Source organism: Mycobacterium sp. 29Ha (assembly GCF_032883055.1).
Classification (GTDB): Bacteria; Actinomycetota; Actinomycetes; order Mycobacteriales; family Mycobacteriaceae; genus Mycobacterium; species Mycobacterium gallinarum.
In genome coordinates this window covers 44,201-65,453 of record NZ_JAMQTI010000019.1, presented here as the reverse complement: position 1 = coordinate 65,453, position 21,253 = coordinate 44,201, and the positions used below count along the sequence as shown (strand labels likewise).

Annotated in this window: 22 protein-coding genes and 1 pseudogene; 6 read left to right on the top strand and 17 right to left on the bottom strand. The window is 66.1% G+C overall.

The window, feature by feature from the left end:
- Positions 1–108 precede the first annotated feature (108 nt).
- The gene (locus M1248_RS22810) at positions 109–1,314 is read left to right on the top strand and encodes a serine hydrolase domain-containing protein (RefSeq protein WP_163727276.1); all 1,206 of its coding nucleotides are present in this window, start codon (positions 109–111) and stop codon (positions 1,312–1,314) included.
- A gap of 15 nt (positions 1,315–1,329) precedes the next feature.
- Complete coding sequence (locus M1248_RS22805; RefSeq protein WP_317149801.1) at positions 1,330–2,535, top strand: FAD-dependent monooxygenase; 1,206 nt, start codon at positions 1,330–1,332, stop codon at positions 2,533–2,535.
- Between the two features lie 7 nt (positions 2,536–2,542).
- Here the strand turns inward: M1248_RS22805 and M1248_RS22800 are convergent, their stop codons facing one another.
- The 4 genes from M1248_RS22800 to M1248_RS22785 are packed head-to-tail and all read right to left on the bottom strand — an operon-like array spanning position 2,543 to position 5,336.
- Positions 2,543–3,097, bottom strand: coding sequence for a hypothetical protein (locus tag M1248_RS22800; RefSeq protein WP_163727270.1), 555 nt, complete (start codon positions 3,095–3,097; stop codon positions 2,543–2,545).
- Entirely contained in the window at positions 3,098–3,667 is a 570-nt protein-coding gene (gene nusB, locus M1248_RS22795; RefSeq protein ID WP_232076087.1) for a transcription antitermination factor NusB, read from the bottom strand. It lies immediately after the preceding gene.
- Complete coding sequence (efp, locus tag M1248_RS22790) at positions 3,660–4,223, bottom strand: elongation factor P (protein ID WP_163727267.1); 564 nt, start codon at positions 4,221–4,223, stop codon at positions 3,660–3,662. Before efp ends, nusB begins: the two co-directional genes overlap by 8 nt.
- An 18-nt stretch (positions 4,224–4,241) precedes the next feature.
- Positions 4,242–5,336, bottom strand: a complete 1,095-nt coding sequence (locus M1248_RS22785) for a M24 family metallopeptidase (RefSeq protein WP_163727263.1) — start codon at positions 5,334–5,336, stop codon at positions 4,242–4,244.
- 33 nt (positions 5,337–5,369) lie between these two features.
- Between M1248_RS22785 and M1248_RS22780 the strand changes: the two genes are divergently transcribed.
- Positions 5,370–5,918 (top strand): B-4DMT family transporter, encoded by a 549-nt coding sequence (locus tag M1248_RS22780; RefSeq protein WP_163727260.1) that lies wholly within the window; start codon positions 5,370–5,372, stop codon positions 5,916–5,918.
- A gap of 40 nt (positions 5,919–5,958) precedes the next feature.
- A complete protein-coding gene (locus M1248_RS22775; RefSeq protein WP_163727257.1) occupies positions 5,959–6,858 on the top strand; it encodes a hypothetical protein in 900 nt (299 codons plus the stop codon).
- On the opposite strand, the gene M1248_RS22770 is transcribed toward M1248_RS22775, so the two are convergent.
- The 6 genes from M1248_RS22770 to pcaH are packed head-to-tail and all read right to left on the bottom strand — an operon-like array spanning position 6,855 to position 11,961.
- Positions 6,855–7,538, bottom strand: a complete 684-nt coding sequence (locus tag M1248_RS22770) for a 3-oxoacid CoA-transferase subunit B (protein WP_317149823.1) — start codon at positions 7,536–7,538, stop codon at positions 6,855–6,857. The two genes, M1248_RS22775 and M1248_RS22770, sit on opposite strands and share 4 nt — an antisense overlap.
- Positions 7,538–8,233 (bottom strand): 3-oxoacid CoA-transferase subunit A, encoded by a 696-nt coding sequence (locus M1248_RS22765; protein ID WP_317149800.1) that lies wholly within the window; start codon positions 8,231–8,233, stop codon positions 7,538–7,540. The genes M1248_RS22770 and M1248_RS22765 overlap by 1 nt, the downstream gene beginning before the upstream one ends.
- On the bottom strand, positions 8,230–9,414 hold the full coding sequence (gene pcaC, locus M1248_RS22760) for a 4-carboxymuconolactone decarboxylase (RefSeq protein ID WP_317149799.1): 1,185 nt from the start codon (positions 9,412–9,414) through the stop codon (positions 8,230–8,232). Before pcaC ends, M1248_RS22765 begins: the two co-directional genes overlap by 4 nt.
- Positions 9,411–10,613 carry a lyase family protein gene (locus tag M1248_RS22755; protein WP_317149798.1) on the bottom strand — a complete coding sequence of 401 codons (1,203 nt, stop codon included), beginning with the start codon at positions 10,611–10,613 and terminating at the stop codon, positions 9,411–9,413. The genes pcaC and M1248_RS22755 overlap by 4 nt, the downstream gene beginning before the upstream one ends.
- A complete protein-coding gene (pcaG, locus tag M1248_RS22750; protein WP_317149797.1) occupies positions 10,610–11,173 on the bottom strand; it encodes a protocatechuate 3,4-dioxygenase subunit alpha in 564 nt (187 codons plus the stop codon). Before pcaG ends, M1248_RS22755 begins: the two co-directional genes overlap by 4 nt.
- Positions 11,173–11,961, bottom strand: coding sequence for a protocatechuate 3,4-dioxygenase subunit beta (gene pcaH / locus M1248_RS22745; RefSeq protein ID WP_163727236.1), 789 nt, complete (start codon positions 11,959–11,961; stop codon positions 11,173–11,175). The genes pcaG and pcaH overlap by 1 nt, the downstream gene beginning before the upstream one ends.
- Positions 11,962–12,031: 70 nt before the next feature.
- On the opposite strand from pcaH, the gene M1248_RS22740 reads away from it, so the two are divergent.
- The gene (locus tag M1248_RS22740) at positions 12,032–12,781 is read left to right on the top strand and encodes an IclR family transcriptional regulator (protein ID WP_163727233.1); all 750 of its coding nucleotides are present in this window, start codon (positions 12,032–12,034) and stop codon (positions 12,779–12,781) included.
- Between the two features lie 55 nt (positions 12,782–12,836).
- Here M1248_RS22740 and M1248_RS22735 read toward each other — a convergent pair whose 3' ends face one another.
- The 3 genes from M1248_RS22735 to M1248_RS22725 form a co-directional block, all read right to left on the bottom strand.
- Positions 12,837–14,195, bottom strand: a complete 1,359-nt coding sequence (locus tag M1248_RS22735) for an MFS transporter (protein ID WP_317149796.1) — start codon at positions 14,193–14,195, stop codon at positions 12,837–12,839.
- Positions 14,196–14,204: 9 nt separating this feature from the next.
- Positions 14,205–15,098: a shikimate dehydrogenase gene (locus M1248_RS22730; RefSeq protein ID WP_163727228.1), complete on the bottom strand. Its 894-nt coding sequence runs from the start codon at positions 15,096–15,098 to the stop codon at positions 14,205–14,207.
- A 98-nt stretch (positions 15,099–15,196) separates the two neighbouring features.
- The gene (locus M1248_RS22725; protein ID WP_163727225.1) at positions 15,197–15,838 is read right to left on the bottom strand and encodes a TetR/AcrR family transcriptional regulator; all 642 of its coding nucleotides are present in this window, start codon (positions 15,836–15,838) and stop codon (positions 15,197–15,199) included.
- 92 nt (positions 15,839–15,930) lie between these two features.
- Here M1248_RS22725 and M1248_RS22720 point away from each other — a divergent pair, with 92 nt between their 5' ends.
- Positions 15,931–17,757, top strand: coding sequence for a bifunctional sugar phosphate isomerase/epimerase/4-hydroxyphenylpyruvate dioxygenase family protein (locus M1248_RS22720; RefSeq protein ID WP_317149795.1), 1,827 nt, complete (start codon positions 15,931–15,933; stop codon positions 17,755–17,757).
- A gap of 6 nt (positions 17,758–17,763) precedes the next feature.
- On the opposite strand, the gene aroQ is transcribed toward M1248_RS22720, so the two are convergent.
- The 4 genes and pseudogenes from aroQ to aroC form a co-directional block, all read right to left on the bottom strand.
- The gene (aroQ, locus tag M1248_RS22715; protein WP_163727220.1) at positions 17,764–18,225 is read right to left on the bottom strand and encodes a type II 3-dehydroquinate dehydratase; all 462 of its coding nucleotides are present in this window, start codon (positions 18,223–18,225) and stop codon (positions 17,764–17,766) included.
- Positions 18,222–19,310, bottom strand: coding sequence for a 3-dehydroquinate synthase (gene aroB / locus M1248_RS22710; RefSeq protein WP_163727217.1), 1,089 nt, complete (start codon positions 19,308–19,310; stop codon positions 18,222–18,224). Before aroB ends, aroQ begins: the two co-directional genes overlap by 4 nt.
- 139 nt (positions 19,311–19,449) lie before the next feature.
- A pseudogene (locus tag M1248_RS22705) lies at positions 19,450–19,950 on the bottom strand (shikimate kinase); the annotation flags it as partial.
- Entirely contained in the window at positions 19,950–21,185 is a 1,236-nt protein-coding gene (gene aroC, locus M1248_RS22700; RefSeq protein ID WP_317149794.1) for a chorismate synthase, read from the bottom strand. The pseudogene M1248_RS22705 and the gene aroC, both read right to left, overlap by 1 nt.
- Between the last annotated feature and the right edge of the window lie 68 nt (positions 21,186–21,253).

Genomic DNA, 21,253 nt, shown 5'->3' with positions numbered 1-21,253 from the left:
CAGGACGGCTCTTTAAAGGATGTCGAAACTGCGGGGAGCTTAGCACCTGCATTTCGGCCGGCCACACACGACACCATCGGTCCCCGGTGCTTCAGTACGCTGACGTCGATGAAGCTCGACGGTAACCAGACATCCATCCAAGAGGCCATCGACGCCGGGTTGCTCGCCGGGGCCGTCACGCTGGTGTGCCGCGCGGGCGAGGTGCTGCAAGTCAACGAGCTCGGTTACCGCGACGTCGACGCGGGCCAGCCGATGGAAAGGGACACGATCTTCCGTATCGCGTCGATGACCAAACCCGTGACCGTCGCCGCCGCGATGAGCCTGGCCGAAGAGGGCAAGCTGTCGCTGTCCGACCCGGTGTCGACATGGCTGCCCGAGCTGGCCGATATGCAGGTGCTCGTCGACCCGCACGGCCCGCTCGACAAAACCACTCCCGCCCGCCGGCAGATCACGATCGACGATCTGATGACCCACCGCAGCGGGCTCGCCTACACGTTTTCCGTCCTGGGTCCGCTGAGCAAGGCGTACGGGCGGATGTCCTTCCGCCAGGATCAAGACCGCTGGCTGGCCGAGCTTGCGACGCTGCCGCTCGTGCACCAGCCCGGCGATCGCCTCACCTACAGTCACGCCACCGACGTCCTGGGCATCGCGCTGTCCCGGATCGAGGGCAAGTCACTGTCCGATGTGTTGTCCGAGCGCATCTTCGGCCCGCTCGGGATGGTCGACACCGGCTTCTCGGTGGGCACAGCGGGACGTCGTCGTGCCGCGACGATGTACAAGCTCGACGCGAATATGGCGCTGCAGCACGACGTGATGGGTCCGGCGCCGATCACCGATCCGCCGTTCTGCACCGGCGGCGCCGGTCTATGGTCCACCGTCGATGACTACCTTCGGTTTGCCCGGATGCTGCTCGGCGGCGGCACATTGGACGGTGTACGGGTGCTGTCGGAGAAATCGGTCGAACTGATGCGCACCGACCGGTTGACCGATGAGCAGAAGCGGCAACCCTTTCTTGGATCCCCGTTCTGGGTGGGCCGCGGTTTCGGTCTCAACCTCTCCGTCGTGACCGACCCCACCAAGTCGCGCCAGCTGTTCGGTCCCGGCGGACTCGGCACCTTCAGCTGGCCCGGCGCGTACGGCACCTGGTGGCAGGCCGATCCGAGCGCCGATCTCGTCCTCATCTACTTGATCCAGAATCTCCCTGAAATCAACGCCGACATGGCAGCGGCCGTCGCGGGCAACACCTCGTTGGCGAAACTGCAAAGCGCACAACCCAAGTTCGTCCGGCGGACGTACCAAGCCCTCGATCTCTGACGCGGCGGTGATGGCATGACCCAGCCCACGGTGGTGATCAGCGGCGCCGGAATCGCGGGCCCCGCACTGGCATTCTGGCTGACCCGCAACGGATATCGGGTCATCGTCGTGGAGATCGCGCCCGGGATCCGACCCGGCGGTCAGACTGTCGACCTGCGTGGCGCCGGCGGCGAGGTCGTCGAACGGATGGGCCTGATCGACGAGATGCGCGCCCGGGCAGTCAAGCAAGCCGGCGCCGCCTGGGTGAAGCGCGACGGCAGCAGACGCGCCGAGATGCCGGTGACCGCGTTCGACGGCAACGGACTGGTGTCCAAATTGGAGATCCTGCGCGGCGATCTCGTCGACGTGTTGTACCAAGCCACTCGGGAAAGTGCCGAATACCGCTTTGGAACAAACATTTCGGAGGTGAAGCAGTCCGACAACGCGATCGAGGTGACCTTGGCCGACGCAACGACGGTGCGTGCGGACCTCGTCGTCGGCGCTGACGGCCCGCATTCCGCGGTGCGGCGGCTCGTCTTCGGGCCGGAGGAACGGTTCGTCAAGCCGGTCGGCGGCTACAACGCTTGGTTCTCGGCCCCCGATCGTGTCGGACTGGGCGGCTGGTTCCTGATCTACCAGGCGCCCGGCGGCATCAACGCCTCGATGCGCCCGTCACGCGACCCGGCGATCGCCAAGGCCGGGTTCACGTTTCAGTCAGAGCCTCTTACGTTCGACCGACGTGATCTCGATGGGCAGCGCCAAATTCTCGTCGAACGATTCGCCGGAGCGGGATGGGAATGCGACGCGCTACTGGCCGCCGCCCAGGAGGCCGACGACTTCTACTTCGATTCCCTCGCCCAGGTCCACATGCCGTCCTGGTCGTCGGGCCGCGTCACCTTGGTCGGCGATGCGGGGTACTGCGCATCACCGCTGAGCGGCATGGGCACCAGCCTCGCGCTCGTCGGCGCGTACGTCTTGGCGGGTGAACTCGGGCCCGCGGATGGTTTTGACGGCGAGCGTATTCAGGAGTCCCTTCGACGCTACGAATCCGTCATGCGCCCGTATGTCGACAGGTGTCAGGACCTGCCGAACAGCCTCGCACGGTTCGCGCCGAAGACGGAATCCGACATCGCGATCACCGCCCTGGTGATGAAGTGGATGCAACGCTGGCCGTTCCGACCGATCGCCGCAAAGCTCTGGTTCAACACGGCGGAATCGATTGAGCTTCCGGACTATTCCTGACGGAGCGCTATTCGATGCAGCGCGAGAGCACCCGGCCGAACTGGAGTAGACGCTGCATCTGGGCCAGGCCACCGTTGTCGACCGACTTGTAGTAGCGGAACGACTCGCAATAGATGTCGGTCTCGGTCACCGACTTCTGCCGCGATCGGGTGACGAGTTGGGTGTACATCCGCAGTCGGACCTCCGAAAGCCTGCGGGTGCCGTCGTCAAGCGCCTCGTACTCGGTGGTGAGCACATGGTCGGTGATGGTCGACAGCAGGATCGTGCGCACAGACGCGTTGAGCACCCGACGCTCGCGCTCGTCGACAATCGACGACTCGTCGTCCGCGCGCCAGATGATCAGCCGGTGCCCGTCGGTGAGCACCACCTCCTGCCACACCGGGTTTTCGTCGGTGTCACCCCACGATCCGTCGCTGAATCCGCGCGACATGATGAACGACTTGATCGCGGGAAGGTCGATGACAGAACGCAATTGGTCCAGCGCCAGTTCGGGATCACGCAGGTATACCTTGGCCGCCTCGTCCATACTCGAGTACGGCGCCCAGTCCTGCGGTACTCCCATTTACGTCCCGACGCCCGAATCGCCCGTTCCCCGAACAGCTTCTGCGGCCGCCCGGATCTGCGGTGTCACCAACATCACCTGACCCAGCACACCGTTGACGAAACCCGGTGAGTCGTCGGTGGACAACTGCTTGGCCAGTTCGACGGCTTCGTCGACGGCAACCGGTTCGGGAACATCCTCGGCGTGCAGCAGTTCCCACACCGCCACCCGCAGGATCGCCCGGTCGACAGCCGGCAGCCGGTCCAGCGTCCACCCCTGCAGATGCGCAGCGATCAGTTCGTCGATGTGCGCGGTGTGTTCGGTGACCCCGCGCGCCACCGTCACCGTGTACGGATTCAGCGGTGAAACGTCGGACTGCGTCTGAGACAGGGCGCTACGCGACTCGGCGACCTCCGCGGGCGTGATCCCGCGCGCCTCGGCTTCGAAGAGCAGGTCGACGGCGCGCTTCCTGGCCTGATGGCGGCCACGGTCGGATCGCCGATTTCTCCCATCCCCCCGGGGATTTTTCCCGTCGCTTCGTCCCCCTGCGCTTCGCGCGGGAGGTTCCCCCACGCCCCGGAAGTCAGGCATTCACCCTTCCCAGGTAGCTGCCGTCACGCGAATCCACCTTCAGCTTGTCGCCGGTGTTGATGAACAACGGCACCTGGATCTCCGCACCGGTCTCGACGGTGGCGGGTTTGGTGCCCGCGCTAGACCGGTCGCCCTGCAGGCCCGGCTCGGTGTGGGTGACCTCGAGTTCGACGGTGACCGGCAGTTCGAGATACAGCGGCGCGCCGTCGTGGAAGGCGATCTGCACGGGAAGGCTCTCGAGCAGGAACTTGGCGGCATCGCCGACGAGTGACTCCGGCAGCGGGTGCTGCTCGTAGTCCTCGGAGTCCATGAACACGAAGTCCGAGCCATCGCGGTACAGATAAGTGGCGTCGCGGCGGTCGACGGTGGCGGTCTCGACCTTCACACCGGCGTTGTAGGTCTTGTCGACGACTTTGCCCGAAAGTACGTTCTTGAGCTTGGTACGCACGAACGCGGGGCCCTTACCCGGCTTGACGTGCTGGAATTCGGTGATCTGCCACAGTTGGCCGTCAATCTGGAGGACGAGCCCGTTTTTGAAGTCGGCGGTCGATGCCACGGTTGATTGTTCTCCTGTTCAGAGGATCGCCAGTTCCTTGGGGAACCGGGTGAGCAAGTCAGGGTTCGGGTGTGAGTCACTGCCGACGACAAGCGTGTCCTCGATTCGGACGCCGCCGCGGTCTGGCAGATAGACACCGGGTTCCACGGTCACCGCGGAGCCAGCAAGGAGTGTACCGGCGGATGACGCGCTGATACCCGGCGCTTCGTGTATCTGCAAACCGACGCCGTGCCCCAATCCATGACCGAAGTTCTCGGCATAACCTGCGTCGGCGATGATCTGTCGCGACGCCGCGTCGACATCGGAGAGCGTGACCCCGGGCGCGAGCGCCTCTCGGCCGGCCCGCTGCGCGGCCGCCACCAGTTCGTAGAGGTCGAGCTGCCACTGGGCGGCCTGCGACAACACGAAGGTCCGGGTCATGTCGGAGTGGTAGCCGCACACCAGCGCCCCGAAGTCGATCTTGACGAAGTCCCCCGCGGCCAGCACCGCGTCGGTCGGCCGATGGTGCGGGATTGCGGAGTTCGGCCCGGCGGCCACGATGGTTTCGAACGACCTGCCGTCGGCGCCGTGATCCAGCATCAGCGCCTCGAGTTCGCGGCCGACCTCTTTCTCGGTACGGCCCGGACGCAGCCCACCCCGCTCGACGAGATCGTGCAGCGCCGCATCGGCGGCCTCACAGGCCAACCGCAACAGCGCGATCTCGCCGGCGTCCTTGACCTCGCGTAACGCCTCCACCGTTCCCGAAGCCCGGACCAGTTCGGTCCGGTCTCCCGCAGCCTTGCCGAGCACGCTGAACATGTCGACGGTCACCACATGACTTTCGAAGCCGACGCGGGACAGTCCGTCGGCCGCCGCGCGCGCAACCAGGTGCGGCCCGCAGGCCCGTTCGATGACGAGTTCGGAGTCGGGCGCCTGTTGCGCGGCCTGGGTGCGGTAGCGCCCGTCGGTGGCCAGCACCGGTGTCGGGTCCTCCGCGCGTATCAGCAGAGCTGCGTTGGATCCCGTGAAGCCGGACAGATATCGGACGTTGACCAGGTCCGATACCAGCATGGCGTCCAGGTCGTCGGCGACCAGTCGCTCACGCAGCCGGTCCCGACGCTGTGAAATAGTCACGGTTGTTGAACCTACTCGCTAAGGTGTGGCCTCATGAGTAAGTGGTTGCTGCGCGGACTGGTGTTCGCGGCCCTGATGGTGATCGTGCGATTGCTGCAGGGAGCGATGATCAACGCGTGGGAGACCAGGGCCGGGCTGATCAGCCTCATTCTGGTGATCATCTACGCCGTCATCGTGTTCGTGTGGGGCCTGGCTGACGGCCGCGCGGACGCCCGCGCCAATCCCGATCCGGACCGCCGCGGCGACCTGTCCATGACGTGGCTGCTGGCCGGCCTGTTCGCCGGCATCGTCAGCGGCGCCGTCGCGTGGTTCATCCACCTCTTCTACAAGTCCCTCTACGTCGAGGGGCTGATCAACGAGCTCACCACCTTCGCGGCGTTCACCGCCTTGCTCGTGTTCCTGGTGGCCCTCCTTGGCGTCACCATCGGCCGCTGGCTCGTCGACCGCAACGCACCCCCGGTCACCCGGCACCGTTCCGGAGACGACGAGCGCGCTGACACCGACGTGTTCGCCGCCGTCAACCAGCCCGAGGGCGAGCGCACCGGGGAGTACGAGACGGTCGAGACCCGTCGCGACAACTAGTCCTAGCGCCGTCTGACGACCTGAGCTCCTCAAGTCGATCGTGAATCCGGACGAATTCTGCACGTCCGATCAATGGAGCGTGCTGTCGTCGGCGGCCTCGCACTCCCAATTCGCAGGCGTGCTCGGTGGCTTCCTGATCACCGCGATCGCTCTGCTGATGGACAAGAAGAGCCGCGAGAGCATTCACACGCTCGCACTGTTCTCCTCCGCGGTGCTGATCCTGATGCTGTCCAGCTTCCTGTTCAGCCTGATCACCGGCAGCCAGGTGCCTGCCGAGGGCGATGCGCGCGGCATCTGCGCGATCGCGTGGACGCAGGGTGCAGTGTCGACGGGAATGCTCGCGGCGGGCGCGACGGCCCTGTTCGGCGGACTGGGCTGGATGCTCGCAAGTCATGCGGTCAACAGGGTGTCCGAACAAGACCCCGAGGACGTCGGCGCCTACTGCTTTCTCGCCGATCTGGGTGGCTGGCTGACGTTCGCGGCGGCCATGACGACGACGCTGATCCTCTCCGAAACCGCCGTCGACTATTTGCGTTTCATGTACGGCCGCAGGCCCGAGATCTGGGTCACCGGCATCATCATCGCGACTGCCGCGCTGGTCATCATCTCGGATTTCGTGCTTGTGTACGTCCGGACCAAGACGCTGCGCAGATCGTTGGCCGACAGCGGCGCACCGACCCGTCTGGCACTCCGCTCGATCAAGGTCGCCACCATTGCCACGGTGATTCTGGCGATCGGCGCGTCCTGGCTGGCGGTCAGCCTCGCCCGAATCCCCAAGCCCTGGTTGACAGATCCGGCCGCCGGTCTGATCGCGTTCGTCCTGACCTTGACGTTCGTGCTGCCCACGATCGTCGCGACAGCAATCTGCTACTCGGTGGCCAGCACCGACGAGCGGGTCTCCATCCGAGGAGCTCGAGCCGAAGCAGCGCCGCGACGTTAGTTGAGCGGCACCGACATTCGTTCGGCCAGCGCCTCGACGGTGGACCCGAATGTCTCCAACACACGTATGCCGCCGTTATCACCGGAGTCGATCGCGAACACCGCGTGGTCGGTGTAGACGCGGCTGACGCACCTGGTGCCGGTGAGCGGATAGGTGCACTGCGGCACCAGCTTCGGCTTGCCGTCCTTGGCGAACAAATTCATCATGACGAACACACTTTTCGCGCCGATGGCCAAATCCATGGCGCCACCGACCGCCGGAATGGCGTCGGCCGCACCGGTGTGCCAATTGGCCAGATCGCCGTCCTGACTGACCTGAAATGCACCGAGCACGCATACGTCGAGATGGCCGCCGCGCATCATCGCAAACGAGTCGGCGTGATGAAAGTACGATGCGCCAGGGGTTTCGGTGACCGGCACCTTGCCCGCATTCGTCAGATCCGCGTCGATCTCATCACCGACCGCTTCGCCGCCCATGCCGAGCATGCCGTTCTCGGTGTGCAGCACCACACCTGCCTCCGGCGACAAGTATTCGGCGACCGTCGTAGGTTGTCCGATCCCGAGGTTGACGTATGAACCGGACGGGATATCGCGGGCGATGACCGCCGCCAGTTCGCGGCGGTCGAGCGGACCGCGATCCAGATGCTCGACGGTGATGGTACGACTTGGGACGTGGAGCATCACGACGCCTCCTCCCTCATACGTCGGTCGGCCGAAAGGTCGAGGATGCGGTCTACGAAGATTCCGGGGGTGACGACGACTTCAGGATCGATCGATCCCGCTTCGACCACCCGGGACACCTCGGCGATGGTGAGCGACGCCGCGGTCGCCATCACCGGACCGAAATTGCGAGCAGTCTTGCGGTACAACAAATTCCCCGCCCGGTCGCCGATATGGGCGCCGATCAGCGCGACGTCGCCCCGAATCGGATATTCCAGTACGTAATCTCTGCCGTCGATGGTTCGGGTCTCCTTCCCTTCAGCAAGGGGCGTGCCGACGCCGGTTGGGCAGAAGAACGCGCCGATCCCCGCACCCGCCGCCCTGATCCGCTCTGCCAGGTTTCCCTGCGGAACCACCTCGAGCGCAACCTTGCCGGCGCGGTACAGCTCGTCGAAGACATACGAATCCGCCTGTCGGGGAAACGAGCAGATGACCTTGGTGACGCGACCGGCGGCGAGCAGCGCGGCCAGGCCGGTGTCGCCGTTGCCCGCGTTGTTGCTGACGATGGTGAGGTCGGTCGCGCCCTGTTGAATGAGTGCGTCGATCAGTGTGGTCGGCATGCCCGCCATCCCGAATCCGCCGACGAGAACTGTTGATCCATCACTGATGCCGGCGACGGCTTGCTCCGCTACATCGCAGATCTCGGTGCGGCTCACGCCCTCTCCCCCTTGTCAATGTCGAAGCCCGGCAGTACGTCAGCGGCGATCCGGAAGGCGGTGTTGGCATCCGGCACGCCGCAGTAGATCGCGGTCTGCATCAGCAGCTCCTTGATCTCGTCGTCGGACAGCCCGTTGCGCCGGGCGGCGAGCAGATGCATCTTGAGTTCCTCGTGGTGTCCACGCGCCACCAACGCTGTCAGTGTGATCAGCGACCGGCTGCGGCGGTCCAGGCCCGGCCGCGTCCAGATTGCGCCCCAGGCATATTCGGTGATGAACCGCTGAAAGTCGGCGGTGAATTCGGTCGTTGCCGCAATGGCCCGGTCGACGTGTGCGTCACCGAGGACCTCACGCCGAACCGCAAGCCCACCGGCGTACACCTCGTCGGTGGTGACCGGAATCGGCGCGGTCGCCGCGCGTGCGTGTTCGGTGATCAGCTGCGCGACTCTTTCCGGCACCTCGGCGGGCGCGAGATGTCCCACCCCTTCCAACACGACCAAACGCCCGTCCTTGACGCCGGAGGCTATGCGCTGCAGGTGATCCGGCGGAGTGGCAATATCCTGACTGCCCGCGACAGCGAGGACCGGTGTGCTGATCTCTGCCAGCCGGTCGGTGACGTCGAATCCACCCAATGCCTCACACACCTGGGCGTAGGAGCCGGAGTCGGCGCTACGCAGAGCATCGAGCAGAGCCGAGCTGGTGGCGGAATCGCGCTCCGCGAAGCCGTTGGGGAACCACCGCTGCATCGCGGCGGCGATCAGGTTCTCGGTTCCCGATGCGCGGACGGTTTCAGCGCGTTCGGCCCACGCATCCGGGGTGCCGATCACCGCGCCTGTGCACAGCAGGGTGGCCGACGCAACACGGTGCGGGGCATCCAACAACAGTTGCAGGCCGACGCAGCCTCCGACCGAATCACCTGCGTAATGGAATGTCTCACGGGTGAACTGGTCGGCAAGCGCCAGGACGCCTGCGGCGAGTTCGGCAAGGGTGAAGGCGTCGGTGATGTCGCCGCGGCCATGTCCTGGAAGGTCCCAGCCGACGACGCGCCATTTGTCAGTCAATTGGGCTGCGGCCCGGCTCCACAAGGTGGTGGCAGAGGTGCCCAGTGATGGCCCGAGAAGCAGCAGCGGGGCGGTGTCCGGTCCGCCGAACTCGGTGGCGACGATGCGCGGGGTACTCATGGCACGTCCTTGAGGTAGTGACTGGCCCGTTGCAGCGCGGAGTCGACGAGCTGTTCGGCAGCGCCGACGTATTCCGCTGCCGGAGCATGTCCGGTCAAGGCCGCCATGGTCTGCTGCTCGGCTAGCACGCCGTCGCCGGCGGCGGCCAGATTCGCGGTCGCGCGGGTCGCGTCGATCTGCAGTCCGGCGAGGAGTTCGGTCGTGTGGGCGGCGGCGACGACGGTGCGCCGCGCCAACGTCCGCAGGGTGGCCCATTCGGCATGCCATGCGCCGTCGGAGCGTTCGTCGACGGACATCGCCGATGCGGTGTGCAGCGTGGCGGCCAGCGACGGTGCCGTCATCGCGGTACGGCGGATCAGGACCGAGCGCACCGGATTGTTCTTGTGGGGCATGGTCGAAGACTTGCCCCCGCCCGTCTCGGCCAGCTCACCGATCTCGGGCCGGCTGCTCGTCGCGACATCGCTGGCGATGTATCCCCACGCGTCGCAACAGCCGACCAGCCCATCGCCGATCCGGGTGATTGCAGATCGCGAGGTGTGCCATGGTGGCGCCGGAGCCAGTCCCAGCGCGCTTGCCACCGAGTCGCCCAGTCGAATCGCATTTTCCGCCGATCCGCTCAGCTCAACGGCGGCGGCCAAGGTTCCCACGGCACCCCCGACCTGGACCGGCACCCTCAATTCAGCCAGCGGTTCCGCGGCATCCAGCACCGCGCACAACCACCGGGCCAATTTGACGCCCGCGGTGCTCGGCAGCGCGGCCTGTGTGAGTGTCCTCGCGAGCATCGGTGTGGCACGGTGCTTCTCGGCGAGGTGCGATAACGTTCGCAGCTGATCGACGAGTTCCTCGCGGAGGCGAGCGAGTACATCTCGGATGCAAACCATCAGCGCGGTGTCGACGACGTCCTGGCTCGTCAAACCCCGATGTAGCCACTGCGCGGCTGGCTGGGCCGCGCGGGCCCGCAACAGCGCAACCAACGCGCCGACCGGGTTGCCGTCGACATCGGCGTCGCGCGCGAGTGGCTCGAGGTCGTCCTCGGCGACAAACCCACGGAGATCGGTCCGCGCCGACTGCGGCGCGATGTCGGCATCGACGAGCGCATCCAACCACGCGTGTTCGACCGCGACCATCGCGTCCAGCAACGCGCGATCGCTCATCAGATTTCCGGCGCGATGGTCGCCGGGCCAGAACAGGTCGGTCACGGGCGATGCCCCGGATAACTGAGGAAAACGGTCTCGCCGTCATCGCCTTGGAGGTTGATGTCGAACTTCAGACCCGTATCGTCGCGAGTCGCGATCAGGGTCTGACGGCGATGCGCGGGAAGCGAACTCAGCAGTGGATCGTTCGCGAGCCGATCACCGGGCAGGTACGCGCGGGTGAACAGGCGATTCAGCAGTCCGCGGGCAAACACCGTGACGAGAATGAACGGTGCCGAGCCCGGAGCGGACGCACCGGGCAGCACGGTGGAAAAGCTGTAGCGGCCCGCATCATCGGTGGCGGCGCGGCCCCAGCCGGTGAACGTCCAGCCGTCGCGGCGCAACGACCCGGTGGCGGAGGGAATCTCGCCGTCGGCGTCGGCCTGCCAGATCTCCAGCAGCGCATCGGGAACCGGGTTGCCGGCCCCGTCGGTTACCAGGCCGTGGAACTGGATGGCGCCGGGCGACCCAGGCGGCACAAGCTCGTTGCACCGTTCGAACGGCAGTGCATAGCCGTAGAACGGTCCGACTGTCTGTCCCGGCGTCGCGGTCAGCAGTGTCGACATCAGCGATCGGCTCCTTCGTCGACGGGCGTCCGGCTCGATCCGGTCAGCACGATGTCCCACCGGTAGCCGGTCGCCCACTCATGGGTGGTCACGTCGTGGTCATAGATGGCGACCAACCGATCGCGCGCCTTCTGATCGGTGATGGACTGATAGATGGGGTCGAGGGCGAACAGCGGATCACCGGGGAAGTACATCTGGGTGATCATGCGCTGCGTGAATTCGGTTCCGAATAAGGAGAAGTGGATGTGGGCAGGCCGCCACGCGTTGTGGTGGTTCTTCCACGGATAGGGTCCGGGTTTGATGGTGGTGAATCGGTAGTTGCCGTCGTCGTCGGTGAGGCAACGGCCTACGCCGGTGAAGTTCGGGTCGATCGGCGAAGGATGCTGGTCGCGCTTGTGGATATAGCGCCCGCCCGCGTTGGCCTGCCAGATCTCCACCAGTTGGCCGCGCACTGCCCGCCCGTCGCCGTCGACGATCCGGCCTGTCACCACGATTCGTTCGCCGATGGGCGCGCCAGTGTGCTGGATCGTCAAATCGGATTCGAGCGGATGGACGTCACGCGCACCGAAGCACGGTGTCCACAACTCGACGCCTTCGGGATCGACGTGATGCAGGTCCTTCGTCGGGTGGCGCAGCACGCTGCTCCGGTACGGCGGGTAGTCGAGTCGCGGCTGCGTCTCCTCGACACCCGACCGCTGATAGGCCGACTCGATCGCGGCGATCTCGCTGCTCACCTCGGCCTGACTCGCCGAGGCGCTGTCCGAGTTGGCGGTGGGCGTAGCTGTCATGATGCGCACACTATCCCTCCCTTTCAGTTGTCGTGAAGACTAGAATTCCGCTCAGCGGAAGGATCAGAGAATGGCAGGCAACACCTCGACACCCGGAGTGACCGTTGCTGCACGTTTGCTGTCGATCATCGCCGCGTTCGACGAGCAGCACCGCAGCCTGGCCCTCTCGGAGCTTGCTCAGCGCGCGGGCCTGCCGTTGCCCACCACGCACCGGCTCGCCGCCGAACTGGTGACCGGCGGTGCGCTCGAGCGCCGGACAGACGGTCGCTTCGAGGTCGGCAGGTTGTTGTGGAGCGCAGGTCTGCTGGCGCCCGTCGAGGGCAAGTTGCGCCAGGTTGCCGAGCCTTTTCTGCACGACGTCTACGCGGCGACCATGGCCACGGCGCACCTGGCGATTCGCGAAGGCGCAGAGGTGCTCTACCTCGAGCGGATGATGGGCCGCACGTCCGTGCCGATCGTCAGCAGCGCCGGGAGCAAGCTGCCCATGCACTGCACCGGGGTCGGGAAGGTCCTGCTCGCGCATGCGCCGAAGGAAATTCAGGATCAAGTGTTTGCCAGCCTGACCCGTGTCACTCCGTTCACGATTGTCGCTCAACCCGTCCTCGCGGGGCAGCTCGAGCGCGTCCGCCGAGACGGGGTGGCGACGACGAACGAGGAGATGTCGCTCGGTGCGTGTTCGCTGGCCGTTCCCGTGGTCCGTGCGTCGGACGGCACCGTGGCGGCGGCGATAGGCGTCGTCGTGCCGAACCTCAAACGTGATCGGCAGCGACTGCTCGGCGCCCTGCAGGTCGCCGCGCGCGGCATCGGCCGCTTGCTGTGACATTCCCGCCCAGCTTCGCCCGCCCGCTGACCCACAGGGCGCCATGACAGCACTCTCAGTGATCGACGAGTTGCCGCGCCGAATCGGGAACCTTGGTGCCCAGCAGGGCGGTCGGCACGTCCTTGGTTTCCCGCGCCGTCAGCGCGGCAGCACTGGCGATGAGGCAGACCACCGCGGTGAAGATGCTCGTCGCCACCCAGCCGCCTTCACTCACACCACCGAGTGCGGTGACGATCGCGGGCGCGAAACCCGCCACCAGGAAACCTAATTGGGTGCCGATCGCGAGTCCGGAGAAACGGACCTTCGTGGAGAACATCTCGCCATAGAACGCCGGCCAGACCGCGTTGGCTGCGGCGTAGCCGAACGAGAAGGTGGCTATCGCCAACGCGAACATCAGCACGTCGTTGCCACCGCTCATCGAGAGCAGATAGAGGGGCATCAGCGCCGCGGAGGACAGCGCACCGTAGATGAACACCGGCTTGCGCCCGATGCGGTCGGCGAGCTTTCCGAACATCGGCTGAGTGCCGAGTGCCACGATGTTCGCGACGACCACCAGCCACAGCGTTTCGTCCGCGTTCAGGCCCATCTTCTTGCCGTAGGCGATGGCGAGGTTGGCGAACACCGTCGAGACGGCGGCGATGAAGGCGCAGAAGATCACCCGCAGAACGTCGCGCCAGTGATCTCGCATCAGCGGCTTCAGCGGCATCCGGGCGATGCTGCCTGCGGCTTTGGCCTCGGTGAATTCCGGCGTCTCGTGCAGTCGGCGACGGATGAAGTAGGCGACCACCACCACAACGGCGCTGAGCCAGAACGGGACCCGCCAACCCCACGAGAGCAGGTCATCGTCGGGCAGCGCCACGATGGGGATCACCACGAGCGAGGCCAAAATCAAGCCGCCCTGTGTGCCCGTGAGAGTCCACGAGGTGAAGAAGGCCCGCTGGTTATCGGGTGAATGCTCGAGCGTCAGCGAACTTGCACCGGCCTGTTCGCCTGCGGCCGAGAACCCTTGGAGCAGGCGGCACGTCACCAGGAGTATGGGTGCGAGCACTCCGACCGACGCATACGTGGGCAGACAGCCGATCGCGAAGGTCGACGCGCCCATGAGGAGCAACGTGAACATCAACACGTTCCGGCGTCCGATCCGGTCGCCGAAGTGCCCGATCACGAACGCCCCCACCGGCCGCGCGATGTAGGCGACCCCGAGCGTGGCGAAAGACTGGGCCAGGGCGACCGTCTCGTTTCCCTCGGGGAAAAAGATCTTCGGAAAGACCAGCGCCGCAACGAAACCGAAGACGAAGAAGTCGTAGTACTCGACGGCGCTGCCCATGAAGCTGGCCAGCGCGGCCTTTTTCGGCGTGCGTTCAGGCGCGCCCGCGGGCACCCCATCGGGTGCGTTGCTGTCGATGACGCTCATGGGTTCCTCCTAGTTTCCTTCTGAAGTGGTGCTGACCGTCGGGAATTCACCGACAAGGCTTCGGAAATGACGTGACATACGAGCGGCGTCCGGGGTGATTCCGGTGATCAGCTCGAACGCGGTAGTGGCCTGGTGCACGGCCATGTGGCCACCGTCGAGCGTTTGGCAGCCGACCTCACGCGCGGCCGTCAGCAGCGCGGTGTTCAGCGGCCGATAGACGACATCGGCGACCCACAGCCCGGGGTGCAGCAGTCCCGCATCGAACGGCAGGCCCGGATGGTCGGCCATTCCCGTCGGTGTGCAGTGCACGACGCCGTCGCTCACCGGCAGCAGCACCGACAGCTTGTCGAACTCCGATGCCTCCACGCGTGCACCGGGGTGTCTGTTCGCCAACTCGCGAGCCAGGGCGGTGGCTCGCTCGACGTCGAGATCGACGATGACCAGATGCTCAGTGCCGATATCGAGGAGCGCGTGTCCCACCGCGGCACCTGCCCCGCCCGCGCCGACGAGGGTGACGCTGTCCGTGGCGGCACCGGGCAAACCCTCACCGAAGCCGGTGCCGAAGCCAGGAGCGTCGGTGTTGTAGCCGACCGTGCGGTGCGGCTCGAACACCACGGTGTTGACAGCTCCGAGTGCAGCGGCGCCGTCGTCGAGTGCGTCGAGGTGCTCGATCACCAACCGCTTACAGGGATGGGTGACGTTGAGCGCGTTGTAGCCGAGCGCGCGGGCCCACTCCAGAACCTCGCCGATGCGTTCGGGCGCGATACCGGAGGTCGTCAGATCGACGGTCCGGTACACGTAGTCGAGGCCGTTCGCGCGCGCCTCGGCCATGTGCAGCGCCGGTGTCAGCGACGGGCCGACGCCCTGACCGACGAGGCCGACGAGATATGGGCTGGAACTCACAGTGCACCGTCCTGATTAATGTACTAACTAGTACGTACGTCGAGTAGAACACTGTGGTGCGCGTCTCGTCAAGGCTCAGATGTGAGGCAGCTCGCCGATCAGCGAGCGGTCAGCCAGCCGACGACGACGTCGCCGATCATGCGGCGCAGATGCGCACGCTGCCCGACCTCGGTGAAGTCGACGTCGAAGAGGAACCCGAACGTGTATCGGTTGGCGACCTGAAAAACGCAATACGCGCTGATGACCAGATGGACGTCGAGGGCGTCCACGTCGTCGCGGAAGACGCCCTGCGCGTGGCCCCTGGCCAGGATCTGGTCAAGCAGCGAGGTGGCCGGCTGCGCGAGCGAGCGCAGCGAATCGAGGCGACTGATGAACTGGCCGCGGTGAATGTTCTCGATCGACACCAGCCGGATAAACGCCTGGTGATCGAGGTGATGATCGAAGGTCAGCTCGGCCAGTCTGCGCATCGCCACGACCGGATCCACGTGGTCGACCTGCAGTCGTTGCTCGGCTTCTCGAATGCCGCGGTAAGCATTCTCCAGCACCGCCATGTAGAGCTGTTCTTTACCGCCGAAGTAGTAGTAGATCATCCGCTTGGTCGTACGGGTGCGCTCGGCGATGTCGTCCACGCGGGCGCCCGAGTAGCCGGACTCGGCGAAAACCTCCGTCGCGACCGCGAGCAACTCCGCACGCGTACGTTCGGCATCGCGCTGCAGCTCCGGGCGGGACTCGGCGGTCACCTTCGGCAGCTTACTTGCACGTGCGCCGCATTCAGCGGAACCTCTTCCATACTAATTAACTAATTGGTACATTAGCCTCGAATGGAGGCACCATGAAGACGTCCATCGCCACCGTCTCGATCAGCGGCTCGCTCACCGAGAAATTGCATGCCTGCGCGGAGGCCGGACTCGACGGTGTGGAGATCTTCGAACCCGACCTCATCGCCAGCGATCACAGTCCCGAGGAGATCCGGAGTCTGGCCCGGCGCCTGGGCCTGTCGCTCGATCTCTACCAGCCGCTGCGCGATATCGAGGGCGTCGACGAGGCGACGTTCGCCGAGAACCTCCGTCGCGCCGAAGCCACCTTCGTCACGGCGCGACGGTTGGGCATCGAGACGGTTCTGGTGTGCAGCAATGTCGCCACCGCCACCGTCGACTCCGACGAATGCTCCGCGGACCAACTCCGCCGATTGGGTGACCTGGCGCAGACATTGGACATCAAGGTCGCGTTCGAGGCGCTGGCATGGGGGCGTTTCGTCGACGACTACCGCCGCGCCTGGCGCATCGTTGAGCTGACCGACCACCCGGCGGTCGGACTGTGTCTGGACAGCTTCCACGTCCTGTCCCGCGGTCACGACACCGCGGCGATCGAGAGCATCCCCGGCCACAAGATCTTCTATCTGCAGCTTGCCGACGCGCCGGCGTTGTCCATGGACGTGCTGTCCTGGAGCCGGCACCACCGGCTTTTCCCCGGCGAAGGCGACTTCGATCTCACGACCTTCGTATCGCGTGTGCTGGCGGCCGGATACGACGGACCGCTGTCGTTGGAGGTCTTCAACGACACGTTCCGCCAGACCGACCCCGATCGGACCGCGGTGCACGCACTTCGTTCGCTGGTGTGGCTTCAGGACAAGCTGGCCACGAAGGTGACCGCGGCGGATACCACGCGCTTGCGTTCGGTCACAGATGCCAAGCCTCCCAATGGCTTTGACTTCGTCGAGCTGAAGGCCGAGGACACCACCGAGATCGAAGTCCTGCTGGAACAGCTCGGTTTCACCCCGCGTGGCCGCCACCGGACCAAACCGGTATCCCTCTGGGTCGCAGGCGATGCGCGCGTCATCCTCAACGAGCAGCAGGCGCGGGATCTGGACCCGCAGGTCGCCGCCATCGGCCTCCAGGTGCCCGATGCCGATGCGACCACGCGGCGGGCGGAGGACCTGATGGCCGCGCCGGCCTACCGCCGCACGTACGCCTCTGAGCAGCCGATGGGCGGCGCCATCGCGCCAGACGGGTCCGAGATCTTCTGGGTCACCGCGCCACCGACTGGGCTGTCACCGGCGTGGGTCGACGAGTTCGAGGGCGGCATGCCACTCGACACCGACACGACGGTGCGTGCCATCGACCACGTGAACTTTTCACAACCCTGGCAGACCGCCGACGAAGCGGTGCTCTTCTTGACGAGCATCTTCGGGCTCACCGCCGAAGTGCCGACCGAGGTGGCCGCACCCACCGGGTTGGTGCGCAGCCAAGTCATGCGCACCGTCGACGGCGCGGTTCGATTGCCCCTCAACGTCGCCCCGCAAGTGCTGGACGACTCCGGCATGCCCCAGCACATCGCCTTCGCATGCTCTGACGTCTTCGCGGTGGCACGCCGCGCCCGTGCGCGTGGGTTGCCGTTCCTGTCGGTTCCCGACAACTACTACGACTATGTCGCAGGCCGTTTCGGCGTGGCCGCCGATGCGGTCGCAGCGCTGCGCGAACTCGACCTGCTCTACGACCGAAGCCCCGACGGCGAATTCATCCACTTCTACACCCGCACGGTCGGTTCGGTCTTCTTCGAGTTCGTCGAGCGACGCGCCAATTACGACGGCTATGGCAGCGACAATGCCCCCGTCCGGCTCGCCGCGCAGCGGGCAGGACGCTTCAGCTCGCGGCGATGACTCGGCCTACGTGGCGCCGGCGATGAAGCGCAGCGCCGCCAGGTATCCCTGAACACCCAATCCGGCGATCACTCCCGTCGCGACGGCGCTGATGTAGGAATGGTGCCGGAACTCCTCGCGGGTGTGCACATTCGTGATGTGTACCTCGATCAGCGGCGCCCGCAGCTCCGCGCACGCATCACGGAGGGCAATCGATGTGTGCGTCAGCGCACCGGCATTCAGAATGACCGGATCCCCCGCGTCGGCCGCCGCGTGGACGAAATTGAGCAGCTCTGACTCGGAGTCACTCTGTCGCACAACCGCTTTCAGACCGAGGTCCTCGGCTTCGCTTTCGATCTGCGCGACCAATTGTTCGTGGGTGGTGTTTCCGTACTTCTCCGGCTCGCGGCGGCCGAGCCTGCCGAGGTTGGGCCCGTTGAGCACGAGGACGGTCTTCGCCGGCGGCGGCGTGGCCTGTGTTTCGCTCACTGCTGCTCCCCCTTTCCGATCACCGAATAGGCGGCCGCGAGGAGCGACGGATCCGGCCCCTCCAGGCGACCCGGCTTGCCAAGTCCGTCGAGCACGACGAAACGCAACACACCGGCGCGGGTCTTCTTGTCGCCTGCCATGTATTCCAGCAGCTGAGGCAGCGCGTCGGGATCATATTCGACGGGTAGACCCAGCGCCGTCAGCACGGACTTGTGCCGGTCGGCGGTGTCGTCGTCCAGGCGGCCGGCCAGCCGGCCGAGCTCGGCGGCGAACACCAGACCCACCGATACCGCTGCGCCGTGGCGCCATTTGTAGCGCTCCCGTCGCTCGATCGCGTGAGCGAGCGTATGGCCGTAGTTGAGGATCTCGCGCAGCTGCGACTCCTTCTCGTCGGCGGCGACGACCTCGGCTTTGACGGCGACCGCACGCCGGATCAGCTCGGGGAGCACGGTGCCGGTCGGATCGACGGCGGCCCCGGGATCGGCCTCGATCAGATCGAGAATGACCGGGTCCGCAATGAAACCCGCTTTGACGATCTCGGCCATTCCAGCGACGAGTTCGTTGCGCGGCAACGTTTCCAGCGTGGCGATGTCGACGATCACCGCGGCGGGCTGATGGAACGCACCGACGAGGTTTTTTCCGGCATCGGTGTTGATACCGGTCTTGCCGCCGACCGCGGCGTCGACCATGCCGAGCAGAGTGGTGGGCACGTGCACGATGTCGATGCCGCGCAACCACGTCGCCGCGGCGAAGCCGGCGACGTCGGTGGCCGCTCCCCCGCCGAGGCTGACGATCGCGTCCCTACGGCCGACGCCGATGCGACCAAGCACTTCCCAGATGAACCCCAGAACCGGTAGATCCTTTCCCTTCTCGGCGTCGGGGATCTCGATTCGATGTGCGTCGGTTCCGTTGTCCGCCAAAGCTTTCCGGATGACCTCCGCGGTCTGAGCGAGCGTCGGCTGGTGCAGGATGGCGACCTTGTGCCGTCCCGCCAGGGTGCGTTCCAGCTCGCCGAGCAGCCCGGTCCCGATGATCACGGGATACGGCGGATCGACGTGCACGTCGACGGTTATCGGTTCACTCATGGGGACCCGCAGCTCTCTTGGCCGCCAGTTCCGCAGGCGACGGGGGCGCCTCGGTTGTCGGGGCCGGTGTCAGCGTCGTGGGACTGCGACGCCATGGTGGACGACGCCGGCGCCGGTGCTGTCGCGACGTCTCGGAATTCTCCAGCCGCTCCACGATGTAGCGCACGACCGCGCCCGGGTTGCGACGGTTGGTGTTGACCCGAATGGTCGCGACCCGTCGATAGAGCGGGACTCGCTGCTGCATAAGCGCTTTGAACTTCTCACCACGGTCTCCACCGGCCAACAGCGGCCGCACCGTGGGGCCGTTGGTGCGGCGCACTCCCTCCGCGGCGTTGATCTCTAGATAGATGACCGTGTGACCGGCCAGCGCCTCGCGCACCCCGGCGGTGGTGACCGCGCCGCCGCCAAGTGACAGCACACCGTCGTGGGTTTGGAGCGCCGACCGGATCACGTCCTCTTCGATGCGACGGAACTCAGCCTCGCCGTCGGTGGCGAAGATGTCGGCGATGGTGCGGCCGGTGGTCTCCTCGATGGCGACGTCGGTGTCCAGCAGCGCGAGATCGAGTGCCTTGGCCAGCCGACGGCCGATGGTCGACTTGCCCGACCCGGGCAACCCGATCAGCACCGCTCTAGGAGCCATCAGCCCGACGCCTGAACCGGCTGCGAGGACGGTTCGCGCTCGGCGTCCTGCAGCATTCCCCGCGTGCGCACCGCACGCAGGTAGCTGTCGACGTTGGAACGCGTCTCCGACAGCGAGTCGCCACCGAACTTCTCCAGCGTCGCCCGCGCCAACACCAGCGCCACCATGGTCTCGACGACGACACCGGCCGCGGGCACCGCACACACGTCGGAACGCTGGTGGATGGCGACGGCCTCGTCACCCGTCGCCATGTCGACTGTGGCGAGCGCCCGCGGCACGGTCGAGATCGGCTTCATCGCGGCTCGCACCCGCAGCGGCTGCCCGTTCGTCATCCCGCCTTCGAGGCCGCCGGCCCGATTGGTCGAGCGCATCACACCGTCGGCGCCGGGGTACATCTCGTCGTGGGCCACACTGCCGCGGCGGCGCGCGGTCTCGAAGCCGTCGCCGATCTCCACGCCCTTGATTGCCTGGATGCCCATGACCGCGCCGGCCAGTTGGCTGTCGAGGCGGTTGTCACCGCTGGTGAAGGAGCCCAGGCCGACGGGCAGCCCGTGGACGACCACCTCGACGATTCCCCCGAGTGTGTCACCGTCCTTCTTGGCCGCCTCGATCTCGGCGATCATGGACTCCTCGGCGTCCTTGTCGAACGCGCGCACGGGACTCTCGTCGATCCCGGTCAGATCGGAGAACTGCGGCGGCGGCCCGTCATAGGGCTTCGAGGCGCCGATCGAGATCACATGCGATAGCACCTCGACGCCCAGGGTCTCGCGAAGCAATGCCCGGGCGAAGGTGCCGGCGGCCACGCGGGCGGCCGTCTCGCGTGCGCTGGCCCGTTCCAGGACGGGCCGAGCGTCGTCGAAGCCGTACTTCAGCATGCCTGCGTAGTCGGCGTGGCCGGGCCGCGGACGGGTCAGCGGCTCGTTGCGGGCGCTGTTTTCCAGTTCGGCGGGGTCGACCGGATCGGCCGCCATCACGGTTTCCCACTTGGGCCATTCGGTGTTGCCGATCTCGATGGCGATCGGACCGCCGAGCGTGACGCCGTGCCGGACCCCGGCGAGCATCGTGACCTGGTCTTTTTCGAACTTCATCCGCGCGCCGCGGCCGTAGCCCAGCCGGCGCCTGGCCAGCTGGCCCGCGATGTCGTCGGAGGTCACGTGGATGCCGGCGATCATGCCTTCGACGACGGCCACCAGAGCGCGGCCGTGGGATTCACCAGCTGTAGTCCATCGCAACACGCGTCCCATCTTCCCATAGCTCACTGCCCGCGATTTCCACGCCGATACCGGCGCTGAGCGGGTGTTTG